The following is a 14,896-nucleotide window of genomic DNA, read 5'->3' on the forward strand; positions in this document are numbered from 1 at the left end:
ACTGGTAATTTAGTAACTATCAATTACGTCAACAGCTTGCAGTCATTCGGCACTGCAACCGATCGCCCCCGGGAACATCCGAGGGACCTGTCTGTTGTCCCCGCGAAGCTCACACAGCAAAGGAGACATTTTGATGGGTAGCACGATGGACAAGATCAAGGGTCAGGCCAACGAGCTCGCCGGCAAGGCCAAGCAGGGCATCGGCGAAGCCACCGGGTCGGACAAGCTGCAAGGCGAAGGCGTGATCCAGGAAGCCAAGGGCCATGGCCAGCAGGCGCTCGGCAACGCCAAGGACGCGGTCAAGAATGCGGCCGATAAGGTCGCCGGCACCGCGCACAAGAATCTGTGATGTCTGCGCGTTGACCGCCGCTAGGGCGGCGATCAGCAGGTGCAAGACCGGCCTTCGGGCCGGTCTTCGCATGTTTGGGCTAGAGCAATTTTGAACAAGCCGGTGGGGAGCCGGCGATCAGTAGCCGAGCGCGCAGCCGTCCTTGCGCGGGTCGGAGCCGCCGGTCAGCGTGCCCTTATCCCAATCGATCCAGATGCCTTGGCCGCCGCCGTGCGGCGTGCCGATCGGCACGACCTTGTGACCGAGCGCCTTGAGGCCCTCGACGGTCGCCGCCGGCACACCATCCTCGAGCTGATATATGTCCTCGTAGTGCAGGCCACGCGGCAGATCGATCGCTTCCTGCATATCGAGCCCGTAGTCGAGCACGTTGGTCAGCACGTGAACCTGACCGACCGGCTGATACTGACCGCCCATCACGCCCCACGACATCCGGGCCCGGCCGTTTTCGGTCGCGAGCGCCGGAATGATGGTGTGCAGCGGGCGCTTCTTCGGCGCGATGCAGTTCGGATGACCGGGCTGAATGCGGAAGCCGGCGCCGCGGTTTTGCAGCAGCACGCCTGTCTTGTTCGACACGATCGCCGAGCCGAACGAATGCGCGATCGAATTGATGAACGAGCAGACGTTACGCTCCTCGTCGACCACGGTGATGTACACGGTCGACGGATTCATCGGCGGCGACACCACAGGCAGATCGAGCAGCTTGTCGAGCGCGATCTGGCTGTAATGCTCCTCGGCGAATTCCTTCGCCAGAATACGCAGCACGTCGACATCGACATGCTGCGGGTCGCCGATGTGCTGTTCGCGGATCATGTAGGCGATGCGGGTCGCCTCGGCTTCCAGATGGAAGCGCTCGACGCTGAGCGGGCCGAATTTTGTGAGATCGAACCGGCTGAGGATGTTCAGCATCACCAGCATGGTAATGCCCGGGCCGTTCGGCGGGCACTGCCAGACGTCGAGGCCTTTGTAGATGGTGCCGATCGGCGACGTCGTTTCGGTGCAGTGTTCGGCGAAGTCTTCCAGCGTATGCAGACCGCCGAGCCCGCGCAGCGTCTCGACCATGTCCTCGGCAACCGGGCCCTTATAGAAACCGTCTGGGCCCTTGTCGGCGATTAGCTTCAGCGTGTTGGCCAGCTCCGGCTGAGTAATGACGTCGCCGGTCTTGGCGGCTTCGCCGTGCGGCAGCAGATAGCGCTCGGTGTTGGCGCCCTTCTTCAGCTTGGCGAAACCGTTGGCCCAGTCGAACGCGATGCGCGGCGCCACCACGTAGCCTTCCGCCGCGGCTTTGATCGCCGGCTGCAGCACTTTGTCGAGCCCGAACCGGCCGTGATCGCGCAGGATCGTCGCCCAGGCGTCGATCGCACCCGGGACCGTCACCGAATGCGGGCTGGTCAGCGGGATCGCGTCGATGCCCTTTTCCAGAAACCACTCGGCCTTGGCGGCCGCGGGCGCCCGGCCCGAGCCGTTATACGCCGTGATCTTGCCGGTGCCCTTCGGCTGCACCAGGGCAAAGCAGTCGCCGCCGATGCCGGTGGATTGCGGCTCGATCACCGCCAGCAGCGCCGAGGCGGCGATCGCAGCGTCGGCAGCAGTGCCGCCAGCTTTCAGGATTTCAATCGCGGCCAGCGCCGCCTGCGGGTGCGAGGTCGCGACCATGCCGTTGCGGGCGTGGACGGTGGACCGGCCGGCGAGATGGAAATTCCTCATAGGCACAAGCTCGTTGGGTTGGTTACGCCGCGCTCCGGCGCCGGCCTAGTTGGCATATTCCACGGCCGCCGAGCAATCCTCGCCGCGACCGGAGCCGGGCGACCGTGATCTGGCTGAAAAGGCTGGTTTCCTGCCGGCGCACGCGCTGTTAAACCCGCCCGTGCAATGCCGCGCTTCCGCATCCGGGCCGGCGACAACCTGCGTCTTGCCGGCCATGAGCGGGCAGACGAGCCGAGATGGAGCGGGCGATGGCCGGCGAGAACGATCTGAACGACCGCGTCGAGGCGCTGGAAGTCCGCCTGGCCTATCAGGACGAGACGATCGAGGCGCTGAACCAGACCGTCACCGCGCAGTGGAAGCAGATCGACGCGCTGACCCGGCAGCTCGCCGCACTGAGCGAACGCCTCGACCAGGCCGAGAGCAGCGCCGGCGCTCCGGCCAATGAGCGCCCGCCGCATTATTGAGGGAGGAGGGCTCGCCGCGCTCAAGCGCAAGCCCCTCCCCTCGTCATTCCGGGGCGCGCGAAGCGCGAACCCGGAATCTCATCGTCGCAACAATCTCGGGATTCCGGGTTCGCCGCTACGCGGCGCCCCGGAATGACCGTCAGGTTGTGATTACGACGCAGCCTTCATACCGAGGCGCTGGTCGCGGAGTTCGCGCTTCAGCACTTTTCCGATCGCGCTACGCGGCAGCGACTCGACCAGCACCACCTCGGCGAGGCGCTGGGTCTTGCCGACCTGGCCGTTGGTCCAGGTCTTCAGCTCAGCCGGGTCGATGCTGCGGCCAGGCCGTGACGCCACGAACGCAACCGGGGTCTCGCCCCATTCTTCCGACGGCATGCCGACGACCGCGACTTCGAGCACGTCAGGATGTTTGGCGACCACGGCTTCGATATCGCTCGGATAGATGTTGAAGCCGCCGGAGATGATCATGTCCTTCTTGCGGTCCATCAGGGTGATGAAGCCGTCGTCATCGAACCGGCCGACGTCGCCGCTGCGCACCCACAGATTGCCGTCCTTGTCGGTCCAGAACACTTCGGCAGTCTTCTGTGGCTGATTGAGGTAGCCCTTCATGATGGTGTCGGAGCGGCCGACGATTTCGCCGACTTCACCATTGGGCAGGAAGTTGCCGTCCTCGTCGATCATCCGGATTTCATGACCGGGCCGCGGCTGGCCGACGGTGTGCAGCTTGTTCGGGAATTCGTGGGCGAGCAGCGTGCATGAGCCGCCGCCCTCGGTCATGCCGTAGTACTCGGTCAGACCGCCAGGCCAACGCTTGAGGATGTCGGCCTTCAATTCCGGCGCAAACGGCGCGGAGGTGCAGAACTTCATCTGGAAGGACGACAGATCGTACTCGCCGAACTCCGGCAGCGCCATGATCCGGCGATACTGCACCGGCACCAGCATCGCATGAGTGACGCGATACTTCTGCGCGAGCTCCAGGAAACCGCGGGCATCGAACTTCTTCATCAGCACCACGGTGCCGCCGCCGGCGAGCGTCGGATTGAAGCAGACCAGCGTCGTGTTCGAATAGAGCGGCGTCGACAGCAGCGTCACCGCGTCGGGGCCGTAACCGATCGGATCGAGCTTGCCGTATTGCGCCCAGCGCATCTGATGGCTGTGGACGATGCCCTTCGGCGTGCCGGTCGTGCCGGACGAGTAGATGATGTTGAACACCCACTCAGGATCGATCGTCACCGGCGCGGGCTTGCTACCTTCCGGCGCCAGCCAGCGCGTAAACGCTTCGCCGCTGGTGCCGTCGTCGAACGCCACGCGCTTCACCGCGGCATCGATCTCGGCGTCCTTCATCGCATTGGCGGCGAAATCGTCGGTGAAAAGAATCTTGGCGCCGGAGTCCCGCACCATCGCGGAGAAGTCCTTGGCGGTCGACGACGGCGCCAGCGGCGCGACCGCGATGCCGGCACGCAAAGCGCCGAGGAAGGTCGCGGCATATTCGATCGAGGACAGCGCGCAGATCGAGATGGTGTCGGTCGGCTTCAAGCCGTCGCGCTGCAAGGTCGCGGCGATGCGATCGATTAGCGCATCAAATTCCGCGTAGCGCAATTGCCGTTCCCCGTCGATCACCGCGATCCGGTCCGGGCGCGCCTGCGCGGTGCCGCGAACCAGGGCAGTAAGTGTGATGAAGTCGGGCATTTCGGTCTCCACGTTTCTTGGTTATCCAGTTCGACAAGTGCTCCGTCATTGCGGGAAGCGAACCGACGAAGCAATCCAGAAGTCCGTGTCCGGCACTCTTGATTGCTTGGCTTCGCACGCAATGACGCCGAGAGAAGTCAGCTCGCGTCAGCGATCCAGCGCCTCGCCTTTCAACCACTTCGCGCCGCTGGCGTACAGCCGTTCGACGGTCTCGCCTTTCAGGCCCGGCATGTCGCGCTTGATCGGGTAGCCGAGGCCGCTCTGCAAGTAAGCGAGATGGCGATAGCCTTCCGGAAATTGCGCCAGCAGCGCGGGATCGAGCGCCAGCTTCGCGGCCGGATCGACCGGGTCGATGCGATCCTTCTCGTAGATCGGCTGGCGCAACACCAGGCCCCAACGGCCGTCTCGCTTTTCGAGGAAATCATAGAACCGGCCGGTGCAGACCACATCGACCACGACGTCATGCACGCTGGCGCGCTGTGAGATCGTCATCTTGGTCTGCGAGATCGCGCGGCTGCCGGCGAGGTCGATCGACTGTCCGCCGAGGAAATGCAGGATCGATACGCCCTTGGACCAGCCGGCCTTGCTCATCGCGATGAATTCGTCGGCGGTCCCCTGCGTCCAGGTCGCCATCATCCGGCCGTCGTCGAACCAGACCGTGCGGAAACGCTCCCAGTCGCCGGCGTCCCGCCACACCACCCAGTTCTCGATCAGTTCGCGGATCGCGAGCCGATCGTGCCGCTCCTCGTCGTCCATGCCGTTTCCACCCTGCGTCTTGCGCGCGGGGCGCACTATACTGGCGGCACAGCCGCGCGTATCCGGCAAAAGTGGATGGCGGTTTTGCGAGGCGAGGCAGCGCAAGTGGCTTGACCGCGGCCCCGACGAAATGCAGCTGCGCGGCTAGCCGCGGGCCTCGGCCCGATCGTGCAGCACGGCGCTGAGCCGGCCCGGGTGGACCTCGATGGTGCGGTCGTAACTGATCAGGCCCAGTTTTCGGAACTTGTTCATGAAGTAGCTGACGCGCGACCGCGTGGTGCCGATCATCTCCGCCAGCGTCTCCTGGCTGATGTGCGGCGCGATCGGCTGCGGCTCGCCGCCCTCTTCGAACTCGGCGAGGCGCAGCAGCAGCCGGGCCAGCCGTTTCTCGCTGCAGTTGAGGAGCTGATCGAGCAGATCCTCTTCGATGCGGCGATTGCGCAGCAGCAGATGCCGCACGAACAGTTCGGCGAAATCCGGCTGCGCCCGCAACGTCTCGATCAGCCGCGCACTGGCGATCGCCGCGACCACACAGTCCTGCATCGCAATCGTGGTTGTGCTGCGGCTGACTTCGCCGACCAGACAGCCGTCACCGAAGAACTGCCCCGGCGCCACCATGCCGGTCGCCGCTTCCTTGCCCTGCACCGACAGCACGACGACTTTGATCCGCCCCTGCAGCAGCAAGTACACGCTATCGGCGCTGTCGCCCTGCGCGTAAATCGTCTGGTTCTTGGCGAATTTCGCGATCGAGTGACCCTGACCGAGCTTACGCAGCAGGTCGCGGGGATCGAAACCAGCCTCCGGCTTCATGGTCGCCTCCACGGGTCAACCGGCATTCGTTCGTGCCGATCAAAGGGCCCGGTAGATTAGACCGCATAGCGCTGAAATCGCTGGTAAATCGGCGTCCCTCGGAATGCTACGGGAAACGCAGCACCCGAGTAGGCGCCGCGTCGCGCTCAAACCACAGGCGTGGTGCGCTCGTCGTTCCAGGACAGCCCGAACTGATCCAGCCCTTCGGCGAGATAATCACCGAGCAGCGGCTCGCCGAGCAGATAGCGCGCGGTGCGTCCGTTGCGCCCCTCGGCGGCTTCCCGGCGGAGATCGTCCCACTCCTCGATGCTGCCGTCGCCGCGGCCGAGCCGCATCAGCGCCACCAAGTCGATCTGCTCTTCCTCGGTCATCGCGCTGATGAATCCGGCGATCTCTTGAACAACCGGGTCTTCCCCGGTGTCTTCGAGCACGTCCACCATGTTGTCGTCGGCGCCGTTCGATCCGGAATCGGCATCGGCGTCGCCTTCCTTGACGTCGAATTCACGCGCCTTCTCGATCAGAAACGCGACCTTGTCGGTCGAAATCGCGAGCTCCGGCATCGTCCTTCCTCCGTCGTGGCGCGGGTTTCGTTCTCCGGCGCGCGCGAACTAACGCACTGCAGCGCGAGATGATCCATTGCGCCTCAAGCGCAAAACCCGCATGTTTGGGCAAAATACGAAAAGCCCGGGAGAAACGTGGGATGGTCTGGACCATCGGCAAGGTCAAAATCACAAAAATCGTCGAGATGGAGTTGACCGGAGGCACCCGGTTCATCCTGCCGCAAGCCACTCCCCAGGAAATCCAGGCCATGCCGTGGCTGATACCGCAGTTCGCCAGCCCCGAAGGCCGGCTGACGATGTCGGTGCACAGCTGGGTGGTGGAAACGCCGAGCCGCCGGATCCTGGTCGATACCTGCATCGGCAACGACAAGCAGGGCCGCGGCGTGCCGCACTGGAACGGGCTGGACAAGCCGTACCTGCAGGATCTGGCCAAAGCCGGCTATCCGGCGGACAGCATCGACACGGTGATCTGCACCCATCTGCACGTCGATCACGTCGGCTGGAACACCAGGCTGGTCGACGGCCAGTGGGTGCCGACCTTCCCCAACGCACGCTATCTGTTCGGCCGCATCGAATACGAGTACTGGAAGACGCATTCGACCGACGCCGCCCACGCCGCGGTGTTCGCCGACTCGGTTGAGCCGGTGATCGATGCCGGCGTCGTCGATCTGGTCGGCAGTGATGCCCAGATCGCCGATGAGATCACATTGATCCCCACACCGGGCCACAGCCCCGGCCACATCGCCCTGCACATCCGCTCCGACGGCGAAGAGGCGGTGCTGTCGGGCGACGTCGCTCATCATCCTTGCCAGATGGTGCGGCTGGACTGGTCGTCGAGCTTCGATTCCGACGGGCTGCAATCGATCGAAACGCGGCGACGCTTGTTCTCGCGCTTCGCCGATACGCCGATGCTGCTGTTCGGCGGGCATTTCGGTCCCGGCCGGATCATCCGCGACGGCGACGCTTTCCGTCTCGTGGCGCCGTCATGACAAAGCATGGCGGCGCTGCGCATAGCGTGCCGGCGCGGCCATGTATTGAATTCAACTCACTACTGATCCATCACTTAGGCAGCCTGCAAAACTGCGGAGGATACGCGGGATGAAGCTTGTTCGTTATGGTGCTATCGGCCACGAGAAGCCCGGACTGATCGATAAAGACGGCCAACTACGCGATCTGTCCGGGCAGATCGCCGACCTTGCAGGCGACGCGTTTTCGCCCGCAGGCCTTGCCAAACTCGCTGCGCTCGATGTCGCCGGACTGCCCGCCGTGCCCGGCCATCCGCGGCTCGGCTCGCCGGTCGGCGGAGCACCGAAATTCATCGCGATCGGCTTGAACTACGCCGACCACGCCGCCGAAGCCAACATGCCGATCCCGGCCGAGCCGATCGTGTTCATGAAGGCCAACAATTCGCTGTGCGGGCCGAACGACGATGTCGAGAAGCCGCGCGGCTCGACCAAGCTGGACTGGGAAGTCGAGCTCGCGGTGATCATCGGCACCCGTGCCAAATATGTCACCGAGGCCGATGCGCTGAACTACGTCGCCGGCTACGCGGTGTGCAACGACGTCTCGGAGCGTCACTTCCAGATCGAGCGCGTCGGGCAATGGACCAAGGGCAAGTCGCACGACACGTTCGGCCCGCTCGGCCCCTGGGTCGTCACCAAGGACGAGATCGCCGACGTCCACAAGCTGGGGATGTGGCTCGACGTCAACGGCAAGCGCTGCCAGACCGGCTCGACCACGACCATGATCTTCAACGTACCGAAGATCGTGTCGTATCTGTCGGAGCTGATGACGCTGATGCCCGGCGACATCATCACCACAGGCACGCCGCCCGGCGTCGGCATGGGCAAGAAGCCGCCGCAATTCCTCAATGTCGGCGACGTCGTCACCCTCGGCATCGAAGGTCTCGGCGAGCAGAAACAGACCATCGTGGCGGCGTAAGGATATCCACGCCGTCACTGCGAGCGAAGCGAAGCAACCCAGAGCCATTCGCGCGAGGCTGGATTGCTTCGTCGCGGAGCCTGTACCCGGACGGCGCGGATCGCCGATCCGGGTGCTCCTCGCAATGACGGCGAAAGCAAACAACGCTTCGTCCCTGAGGACCTTATCTGATGAAACTCACTTTCTCCCAAGCCTCGCCGTTCGCCCGCAAGGTGCGGATCGCGGCGATCGAACTCGGACTGATCGACCAAATCGAGTTCGTGCCGGCGACCGTGATCCCGGCGCAGGCCAACGAGCCGTATATGCGCGAGGTCAACCCGCTGAAGAAACTGCCGGCGCTGATCCTCGACACTGGCGAGGTGATCGTCGACTCCTACGTGATCGCCGAATATCTCGACGGCCTCGCCGGCGGCGGCAAGCTGATCCCGGCGTCGGGCCCGGAGCGCTGGCGGGTGAAGAGTGATCACTCGCTGCTGCAGGGCATGCTGGATTCGATGCTGCTGTGCCGCTACGAAAAGCTGGTGCGGCCGAAGGACTTGTTCTGGCAGGGCTGGTACGACGATCACTGGGCGCGGGCCTGGGCCGGCATGGCGCGGTTCGATCGCGACACCACGATGCTGAACGGGCCGCTGACGATCGCCCAGATCGCGCTCACCTGCGTGCTCGGCTACGCCGACTTCCGCTTTCCGGATTGCGGCTGGCGCGCGGCCTACCCCAATCTCGATGCGTTTTTCCAACGGATGTCGCAGCGCGAGTCGGTGAAGGTGTCGGTACCGCCGGCGGCCTGAGCCGCGGCCGCTCAGTCGAACAGGCTGGGCGTGTAGTTGACGGCGGCGCCCTCGATCGCCAGCAGCTTCAGCTTGGTGGTGACGCCGCCATTGGCCGAGAAGCCGCCGGGCTTGTCCCCGGCGGCGAGTACGCGGTGGCATGGCACGATGATCGGGCACGGATTGCGCCCCAACGCCTGCCCGACCTCACGTGACAGCTCGACGCCGCCGAGTTGCTTGGCGATATCGCCATAGGTCAGCGTTTTGCCGGCCGGAATGCCGCGAGCGATGTCGTAGACCCGGCGCTGAAACGCCGAGGTGCCATCGAGATCGAGCTGAATATCGGCGAAATCGATCGCGGCCCCTTCCAGCAGAGCGACGATGCCGTCGACCGCACGCTGCACGTCGGCCGGCGGAGCAGCTTCGACGCTGTCGGGGTGACGCTGGGTGATGCGGGCTTCGGTCTGCGCTTCGGTCGGCTGCGGCAACTGCACCGCAACGATGCCGCGCGCGCCCCAAACGATGCCGCAGCGGCCGATCGCTGTGTCGAATAGGGCATGGCTGTGCTGGCTCATCGGCATCATGGCACCGAGATTACGCTCGCCGCGGCCGGCCGGCCACCCGATTTCAAGCCGCCGGGACGTGCTGCTCCAGACGGGTGGCGACCGTCGCCAGCAGTTTTTTCGGGTCCGCCGGCAGCACATGGGCGCGGGCCGGATCGAAATCATAGGCAATATGATAGGCGTCGTGCTGGTCCTGAGTCAGGAACCACAGCTCGGTGCGGGACGCCGCGGCGAACACGCCGCGCTCCAGCGCCAGCCGGATTCGCTGCCGCGGTGGCCAGGCCCACAGCCGGTCACGCAAGATCGCCGCATCGTCGGCGACGTAATGAAAGTCGGCGCCGGGGACCAATTCGAACGACAGCAGCGCATCCGGTTGATGCGTACGGCGGTGCTCGCGGACCGCGCGCGCGAAATTACGCGCCCGACGGTGATTGGTGAGCCCCCTCGCCTTCACTTGAACGACGGAAATGCGGTCGAGCGGTTCGGGCGACGGGATCGTGGTGACGATGGTGACGTCGTGGCCGCGACTGGCGAGATGGCGCGCGATAGCGATGCAATCGCGCTCTTTGCCGCTCTGCTTTTCGAGTTGGAAGACCGCCAGCAAGATTTTCATGACGCGGCGGTTGGTTCGCGACCGGTCGGGGTGACTTGACCGGGGGCTTATAGCGCGCCGGATCGGCGCGGCGCAACATTTCGGCCGCGGGGCTGATCCCCGACATCGGCGTCAGCCGGTTTTGCCTCGAGCAGCACGCTGCATCCGCTTGTGCCGCCGGCGCGACAAATACAGCAGAACGCCGGTCACCCCGAACAAGGGCATCGCCGCTGCCGCCAGCATGAACAGCAATTGACCGGGCCAGCCGAAAATGCTGCCGCGGTGGATGTCGAGCACGCGTGCCAATACCTTTTCGCCGATCGTCTTGTCGGCATAGAGGTCAGCGGACAGGATTTGGCCGGTCCGACCGTCGATCCGCAATTCGTCGTGCGCGCCGTCTCGGGCATCGGTCAGCCAGGCGCGGACCCGCACGGTGCTGTCGCGTCCGGACGGCAGCGTCAGCCGTGCCGCTTCAAACCTGTCGCCACGCTCGGCCACGAGGGTCGCCCAGACGCGATCCAGCGAAACCGCTGCGGACGGCGCCTCAGGAGCGGCAGGACGGTTTGGACCCTGTGCGGTGACCGGCGATCGTGCCAGAAGCCAGGTCGCGGCGGCCTTGTACCAGTCGAAAGACCACCACAGGCCGGTCAGCGTCATGGTCAGATAGAGCAGCAACACCCAGGTTCCGATCACGGCGTGCAGCGACCTGTGCAGTCCGCGCCCGCGCAACTGCCAGTGCGGTTTCAGCCAGACCTTGATGCTGCCCGGACGATGCGGCCATCGCAGCACCAGCCCGGTGAGCAGCATGGCCAGCAATCCGAGCGCGGCAATCCCGGTGATAGTCCGGCCGTAACCATTGCCGTCGCCCGGCAGCAGCAGCCAGCGGTGCAGCTTGCGGACCGTCGCAAAGAATGCGTCGGCGGCCGGATGGCCGAGACTGTCGCCGCTGTAGGGGTCGATATAAAGCGGAGCGGGCCGAGTGTGATCCGGCTTGCGCGCGAACCGAACCTCGGCGGCTGAGGTCGCGCTGCGCGGCATCGTGATCGACGCGACCGGATCGCCGCCGGCCTGCAATTTCGCGAGCAGCGCGTCCAACGACATCCTCGATGCAGCGTGCGGTGCGAGCTGGACGCGGCCGGCATCCAACGCGCCGCGGATCTCGTCCTCGAAGCTCATCACCGCGCCGGTCAACGCCACCACCACCAGCACCGCCGCAAGGACCAATCCGGCAACGGAATGGAACTGCAGCAGGATGGCCTTGAGCGCCGGGGCCCGCATCGAACTAGAACTTGACCGTCGCGGCCAGCGAGAACCGCCGAGCGTCACCGACCGCGACGTTGAGCGTGTTGACGGCCGACGGATAGTACACGGTATCGAACACGTTCTTGACGTTGAACTGATAGGTCATGGGGAACGGACCTGTCCGGGTCTCGTAGCTGGCGAAGATGTCGGCCACGGTGTAGGCGGGCAGCACGAAGGAATTGGTGCTGTCGCCGGGCCTATCGCCGACATAACGCGGGCCGCCGCCGACGCGCAGCCGGCCGGGCAGCGCCGTCCCGAAATCGTAGACCAGGAACAGCGACGCGGTGTTCATCGCGACGTTCTGCAGCCGCTTGCCGACCAGCGCCGGATCCTCGGTGACGATCGCGTCGGTGTAGCCATAGCTGGCGATCGCGCTCCAGTGATCATCGAGCCGGCCGGTGACGTCGAACTCGACGCCGCGTGAGCGGACCTTGCCGGCGGCGCGATATTCGTTGAGGCCGGTCGCGGCATTGAACTGCGAGACCAGCACGTTCTTCTTGTCGATGTCGTAGACCGCCAGCGTGCCCGACAGCCGCTTGTTGAGGTCGAACTTCAGGCCGGCTTCGTATTGCGTGCCTTCTTCGGGCGCGATGTTCGAGCCGATGACGAAGCCGCCGGTCAGCGGCGCAATGCTCGAGGTCGGCTGCAGCGACTGGGTGTAGCTGGCATAGAGCGAGACCTGATCGTTCAGCTTGAGGATGGCGCCAGCGAGCGGCAGCACCTTGCTGCCGTCGAGATTGGTGTTGGCGGTGAACGGCCGACCGCGGCCGGCGAGCTGGTCGTATTCCATCCAGCGCACGCCGCCGACCAGCGCGAACCAGTTGGTGAGATGCAGCGTGTCCTGCAGGAACAGCGAACGCGTCTCGAGCTGGTCGGTCTGATTGCTGTCGGAGGGCGACACCGTGGTGCCGGGCTGCACCAGGCCATAGGTGGGGTTGTAGAAGTTGAAGTTCGGCGTCGCCTGCCGGATCAGATCCTGGCGGTAGATCACGCGGCGCTGTGCGTCGCCGCCGATCAACAGCTCGTTGCGGAAGTCGCCCAGCCAGACGCTGCCCTGCAGATAGGACGTGCCGTAGCTGACATACGCCATCGCGCCCTTGGTGCCGTCATTGCTGCGGCGCTCGACGCCGGTGCGGGCATCGACCGAGGTGATGCGGAGCTGGTTGGCGTCGTAGGTCTCGCTGTTGAAGCTGTAGGCGGCGGTGACTTTCCAATTGTCGTCGAGCCGGTGCTCGATCGACCCCTGCACCAGATCCGACTTGCCCCAGGTCCGGTTGAACGCCTCATCGAGCCGTCGCGTCGCCGGGATCGCCAGCGGCGCGCCATTCACGAACGACGTGCCGCGGTCGAACGGGTAGCTGAACTCGCGATGCTCGTAGCCGAACTGAAGCGTGGTGCGGTCGCCATACCAGGCCAGCGACGGCGCGATCAGCATCTCGCGATTGGCGCCGAAATTGCGCCAGTAGTCTTCATCGAGGCCCGAGCCGACGAACCGATAGGCGACGCCGCCATCGCCGATCGGGCCGGTGACGTCGACGACCGCCTGGCTGCCATTCTTGCCGCCGCCGAAGCTCGAGCCGATCACGGTGAGCGAGCCGTGCTGATACAATTCGGGCCGCTTGCTGATGGTGTTGACGATGCCGCCCGGGGTCTGGATGCCGTACAGCAGCGAGGCCGGGCCTTTCAGCACTTCGACGCTTTCGACGTCGGCACCGAGCGCGCGGCCCTGCACCAGCGGCATGCCGTTGCGCATGATCGAGCCGTCGCGATTGTCGCCGAAGCCGCGGCGGATCACCGCGTCGAACGACCCCGCCAGCGTGTTGGTCTGGGTGACGCCGCTGACATTGGCCAGCGCGTCGTCGAGATTGCGCGGCAGCTGATCCTTCAGCACCTGCTCGGGCACGACGTTGACGGACTGCGAGCTATCGAGCGGCGACGCGCCGCTGCGCAGCGTGGTCGGGCTCGGCATCGCGCGGTAGCCGAGCTTGGCTTCGTTCAGTTGAGCGGCCGTAGCCGCAGCACGTTCGGACGGGCTCGGCGGTGCGGCGACCGGGGCGCGGCGCGCTTGCCGTCTGATGGGGGCACGGGTGTTTCGCTGTGGCGCCGGCGCAGACCGCGTCGCGACCGCACGATTTTTTGGCGCCTCGACGGTGACACTCGGCAGCTGCTGCGACGGCGACTGCGCGTCAGCCGTCTGTGGGACCAGCGCCGTCAAGCACACCGCGGAGCCGACAGAGACACGGACAACGAGACCGCAGCAGGTGGTGAGGAGAGCCTGATGGGCTCGGCGGCGGGCGGCGGATCGGTCTGGCATGGCACTCTGTTGCACTGCAGCGGATGCGACCGCCTAGCAGAAGCGCCTGACCAAGAGAATGCGGGGGAGCTTGGAATCAGTCTAACGGTCGACGGCGCGTCGGTGACGCCGAGGTCATACGGCAACGCCGCCTCTCAGTTGAAAGGCGGCGTTTTCAGAAGCGACCGGAGTTCTCGATCGCTAGTCGTCTTCTTCGAGCGCGGTCGACAGTGCGTCGTAGTTTTTGGTCACGAGGTCGATATTGGTCTTGTTGGTGACGGCCGGACCGGGATTCTTCAGCGCGTCGTTCATGTCGGCCAACGCCTGCTTCTTGTCTTCGGCCTTCATCTTGGTGTCGGCTTCGACCGCTGCGATCTGGTCCTTGAGCGCCGCCGCCGGACCGACATAGGTCTTCGTCTTCGGGTCCATGCCGGCCAGCACCATGCCGATCGCTTCGACGACGTCGCTGTACTCGTCGTAGGACGCAAAGCCGTGCTTCTTCGCGGCATCATCGAGCTGCGCCAGAATCTTCGGATCAGGCTTGGTGTCCTGATCGTCGGGCAGCTTGGCCGCAATCGTGTCGACGTCCTTGTGGGCGGCAAGCACGCCCTGGATCTGCTTCTCGGTGAGCGTGATCTCCTTCATCGCCGGCTCGGCCGCGGACGGAGCAGACGGCGCCGCTTTGTTGGCCTGAGCAAACACGGGAGTGATCGACGTCGACGCCAGCGCGACGGCGATGACACCGGCGCCAAGCGCGACGACGACGGGACGAAGGGCAAAAGGCATGAACTGTCTCCTCGATTGGACCTGGCCCGCAGGCGACCCTTGTGGGTCGGCGGCGTAACAGCCGCGGTTCACGATCAATCTGACGTCGGATCGAGTCGGAACGGGGGCGAGACTAGTCTGATCGAGATGAACCGCCGCGAAATGCAGCGGAATGCACAGCGAACTATCGTCGCATCTGTGGGCCCGAACGCGGAAACGCCGCCTCTTTTGGAGGCGGCGTTTTGTTTGGTTGGACATCGTGTGTTTTGAGGATCTCTTGTGCTTTGCAGGCCTGGCGGCGACCTACTCTCCCGCGTCTTGAGACGGAGTACCATTGGCGC

The 14,896-nt window shown here is 64.9% G+C and carries 15 protein-coding genes; 5 read left to right on the forward strand and 10 right to left on the reverse strand.

Translation table 11 applies throughout. The features are described from left to right. Positions 1-133: 133 nt before the first annotated feature. On the forward strand, positions 134-349 hold the full coding sequence (locus tag VRZ08_RS23935; protein ID WP_264074666.1) for a CsbD family protein: 216 nt from the start codon (positions 134-136) through the stop codon (positions 347-349). 117 nt (positions 350-466) lie between these two features. Here VRZ08_RS23935 and ggt read toward each other — a convergent pair whose 3' ends face one another. Next, positions 467-2,053 (reverse strand): gamma-glutamyltransferase, encoded by a 1,587-nt coding sequence (ggt, locus tag VRZ08_RS23940; protein ID WP_107345989.1) that lies wholly within the window; start codon positions 2,051-2,053, stop codon positions 467-469. Between the two features lie 248 nt (positions 2,054-2,301). On the opposite strand from ggt, the gene VRZ08_RS23945 reads away from it, so the two are divergent. Further along, positions 2,302-2,517 (forward strand): SlyX family protein, encoded by a 216-nt coding sequence (locus tag VRZ08_RS23945; protein WP_011159954.1) that lies wholly within the window; start codon positions 2,302-2,304, stop codon positions 2,515-2,517. A gap of 150 nt (positions 2,518-2,667) precedes the next feature. On the opposite strand, the gene VRZ08_RS23950 is transcribed toward VRZ08_RS23945, so the two are convergent. The 4 genes from VRZ08_RS23950 to VRZ08_RS23965 form a co-directional block, all read right to left on the reverse strand. Next, complete coding sequence (locus tag VRZ08_RS23950) at positions 2,668-4,206, reverse strand: class I adenylate-forming enzyme family protein (protein ID WP_414534129.1); 1,539 nt, start codon at positions 4,204-4,206, stop codon at positions 2,668-2,670. A gap of 147 nt (positions 4,207-4,353) precedes the next feature. Further along, positions 4,354-4,962, reverse strand: coding sequence for a nuclear transport factor 2 family protein (locus VRZ08_RS23955; RefSeq protein WP_414534130.1), 609 nt, complete (start codon positions 4,960-4,962; stop codon positions 4,354-4,356). A gap of 144 nt (positions 4,963-5,106) precedes the next feature. Beyond that, a complete protein-coding gene (locus VRZ08_RS23960) occupies positions 5,107-5,772 on the reverse strand; it encodes a Crp/Fnr family transcriptional regulator (protein ID WP_414534131.1) in 666 nt (221 codons plus the stop codon). Between the two features lie 146 nt (positions 5,773-5,918). Next, the gene (locus VRZ08_RS23965; protein ID WP_107356944.1) at positions 5,919-6,332 is read right to left on the reverse strand and encodes a DUF3775 domain-containing protein; all 414 of its coding nucleotides are present in this window, start codon (positions 6,330-6,332) and stop codon (positions 5,919-5,921) included. Positions 6,333-6,472: 140 nt separating this feature from the next. Here VRZ08_RS23965 and VRZ08_RS23970 point away from each other — a divergent pair, with 140 nt between their 5' ends. The 3 genes from VRZ08_RS23970 (at position 6,473) to VRZ08_RS23980 (ending at position 9,061) form a co-directional block, all read left to right on the forward strand. Further along, on the forward strand, positions 6,473-7,321 hold the full coding sequence (locus VRZ08_RS23970) for an MBL fold metallo-hydrolase (protein WP_414534132.1): 849 nt from the start codon (positions 6,473-6,475) through the stop codon (positions 7,319-7,321). Between the two features lie 109 nt (positions 7,322-7,430). Continuing rightward, complete coding sequence (locus VRZ08_RS23975; protein ID WP_263989707.1) at positions 7,431-8,273, forward strand: fumarylacetoacetate hydrolase family protein; 843 nt, start codon at positions 7,431-7,433, stop codon at positions 8,271-8,273. A gap of 170 nt (positions 8,274-8,443) precedes the next feature. Further along, the gene (locus VRZ08_RS23980) at positions 8,444-9,061 is read left to right on the forward strand and encodes a glutathione S-transferase family protein (RefSeq protein ID WP_414534133.1); all 618 of its coding nucleotides are present in this window, start codon (positions 8,444-8,446) and stop codon (positions 9,059-9,061) included. An 11-nt stretch (positions 9,062-9,072) separates the two neighbouring features. On the opposite strand, the gene VRZ08_RS23985 is transcribed toward VRZ08_RS23980, so the two are convergent. The 5 genes from VRZ08_RS23985 to VRZ08_RS24005 all read right to left on the reverse strand — a co-directional run bounded on the left by VRZ08_RS23985 (position 9,073) and on the right by VRZ08_RS24005 (position 14,576). Continuing rightward, the gene (locus tag VRZ08_RS23985; protein ID WP_414534134.1) at positions 9,073-9,624 is read right to left on the reverse strand and encodes a methylated-DNA--[protein]-cysteine S-methyltransferase; all 552 of its coding nucleotides are present in this window, start codon (positions 9,622-9,624) and stop codon (positions 9,073-9,075) included. A 43-nt stretch (positions 9,625-9,667) separates the two neighbouring features. Next, entirely contained in the window at positions 9,668-10,216 is a 549-nt protein-coding gene (locus VRZ08_RS23990; protein WP_414534135.1) for a glucosyltransferase, read from the reverse strand. A 111-nt stretch (positions 10,217-10,327) separates the two neighbouring features. After that, positions 10,328-11,473: a PepSY-associated TM helix domain-containing protein gene (locus VRZ08_RS23995; protein ID WP_414534136.1), complete on the reverse strand. Its 1,146-nt coding sequence runs from the start codon at positions 11,471-11,473 to the stop codon at positions 10,328-10,330. Positions 11,474-11,477: 4 nt separating this feature from the next. Beyond that, positions 11,478-13,811, reverse strand: coding sequence for a TonB-dependent siderophore receptor (locus VRZ08_RS24000; protein WP_414534137.1), 2,334 nt, complete (start codon positions 13,809-13,811; stop codon positions 11,478-11,480). 180 nt (positions 13,812-13,991) lie between these two features. Then, the gene (locus tag VRZ08_RS24005) at positions 13,992-14,576 is read right to left on the reverse strand and encodes a hypothetical protein (protein ID WP_107345999.1); all 585 of its coding nucleotides are present in this window, start codon (positions 14,574-14,576) and stop codon (positions 13,992-13,994) included. Positions 14,577-14,896: the final 320 nt, after the last annotated feature.

Source organism: Rhodopseudomonas sp. G2_2311 (genome assembly GCF_047501505.1).
Lineage (GTDB): Bacteria > Pseudomonadota > Alphaproteobacteria > Rhizobiales > Xanthobacteraceae > Rhodopseudomonas > Rhodopseudomonas palustris_H.

Bases quoted from the DNA above. Each gene is read 5' to 3' on its own strand.
- VRZ08_RS23935 (WP_264074666.1), top strand. From the start codon at position 134: ATGGGTAGCACGATGGACAAGATCAAGGGTCAGGCCAACGAGCTCGCC.
- ggt (WP_107345989.1), bottom strand. From the start codon at position 2,053: ATGAGGAATTTCCATCTCGCCGGCCGGTCCACCGTCCACGCCCGCAAC.
- VRZ08_RS23945 (WP_011159954.1), top strand. From the start codon at position 2,302: ATGGCCGGCGAGAACGATCTGAACGACCGCGTCGAGGCGCTGGAAGTC.
- VRZ08_RS23950 (WP_414534129.1), bottom strand. From the start codon at position 4,206: ATGCCCGACTTCATCACACTTACTGCCCTGGTTCGCGGCACCGCGCAG.
- VRZ08_RS23955 (WP_414534130.1), bottom strand. From the start codon at position 4,962: ATGGACGACGAGGAGCGGCACGATCGGCTCGCGATCCGCGAACTGATC.
- VRZ08_RS23960 (WP_414534131.1), bottom strand. From the start codon at position 5,772: ATGAAGCCGGAGGCTGGTTTCGATCCCCGCGACCTGCTGCGTAAGCTC.
- VRZ08_RS23965 (WP_107356944.1), bottom strand. From the start codon at position 6,332: ATGCCGGAGCTCGCGATTTCGACCGACAAGGTCGCGTTTCTGATCGAG.
- VRZ08_RS23970 (WP_414534132.1), top strand. From the start codon at position 6,473: ATGGTCTGGACCATCGGCAAGGTCAAAATCACAAAAATCGTCGAGATG.
- VRZ08_RS23975 (WP_263989707.1), top strand. From the start codon at position 7,431: ATGAAGCTTGTTCGTTATGGTGCTATCGGCCACGAGAAGCCCGGACTG.
- VRZ08_RS23980 (WP_414534133.1), top strand. From the start codon at position 8,444: ATGAAACTCACTTTCTCCCAAGCCTCGCCGTTCGCCCGCAAGGTGCGG.
- VRZ08_RS23985 (WP_414534134.1), bottom strand. From the start codon at position 9,624: ATGATGCCGATGAGCCAGCACAGCCATGCCCTATTCGACACAGCGATC.
- VRZ08_RS23990 (WP_414534135.1), bottom strand. From the start codon at position 10,216: ATGAAAATCTTGCTGGCGGTCTTCCAACTCGAAAAGCAGAGCGGCAAA.
- VRZ08_RS23995 (WP_414534136.1), bottom strand. From the start codon at position 11,473: ATGCGGGCCCCGGCGCTCAAGGCCATCCTGCTGCAGTTCCATTCCGTT.
- VRZ08_RS24000 (WP_414534137.1), bottom strand. From the start codon at position 13,811: ATGCCAGACCGATCCGCCGCCCGCCGCCGAGCCCATCAGGCTCTCCTC.
- VRZ08_RS24005 (WP_107345999.1), bottom strand. From the start codon at position 14,576: ATGCCTTTTGCCCTTCGTCCCGTCGTCGTCGCGCTTGGCGCCGGTGTC.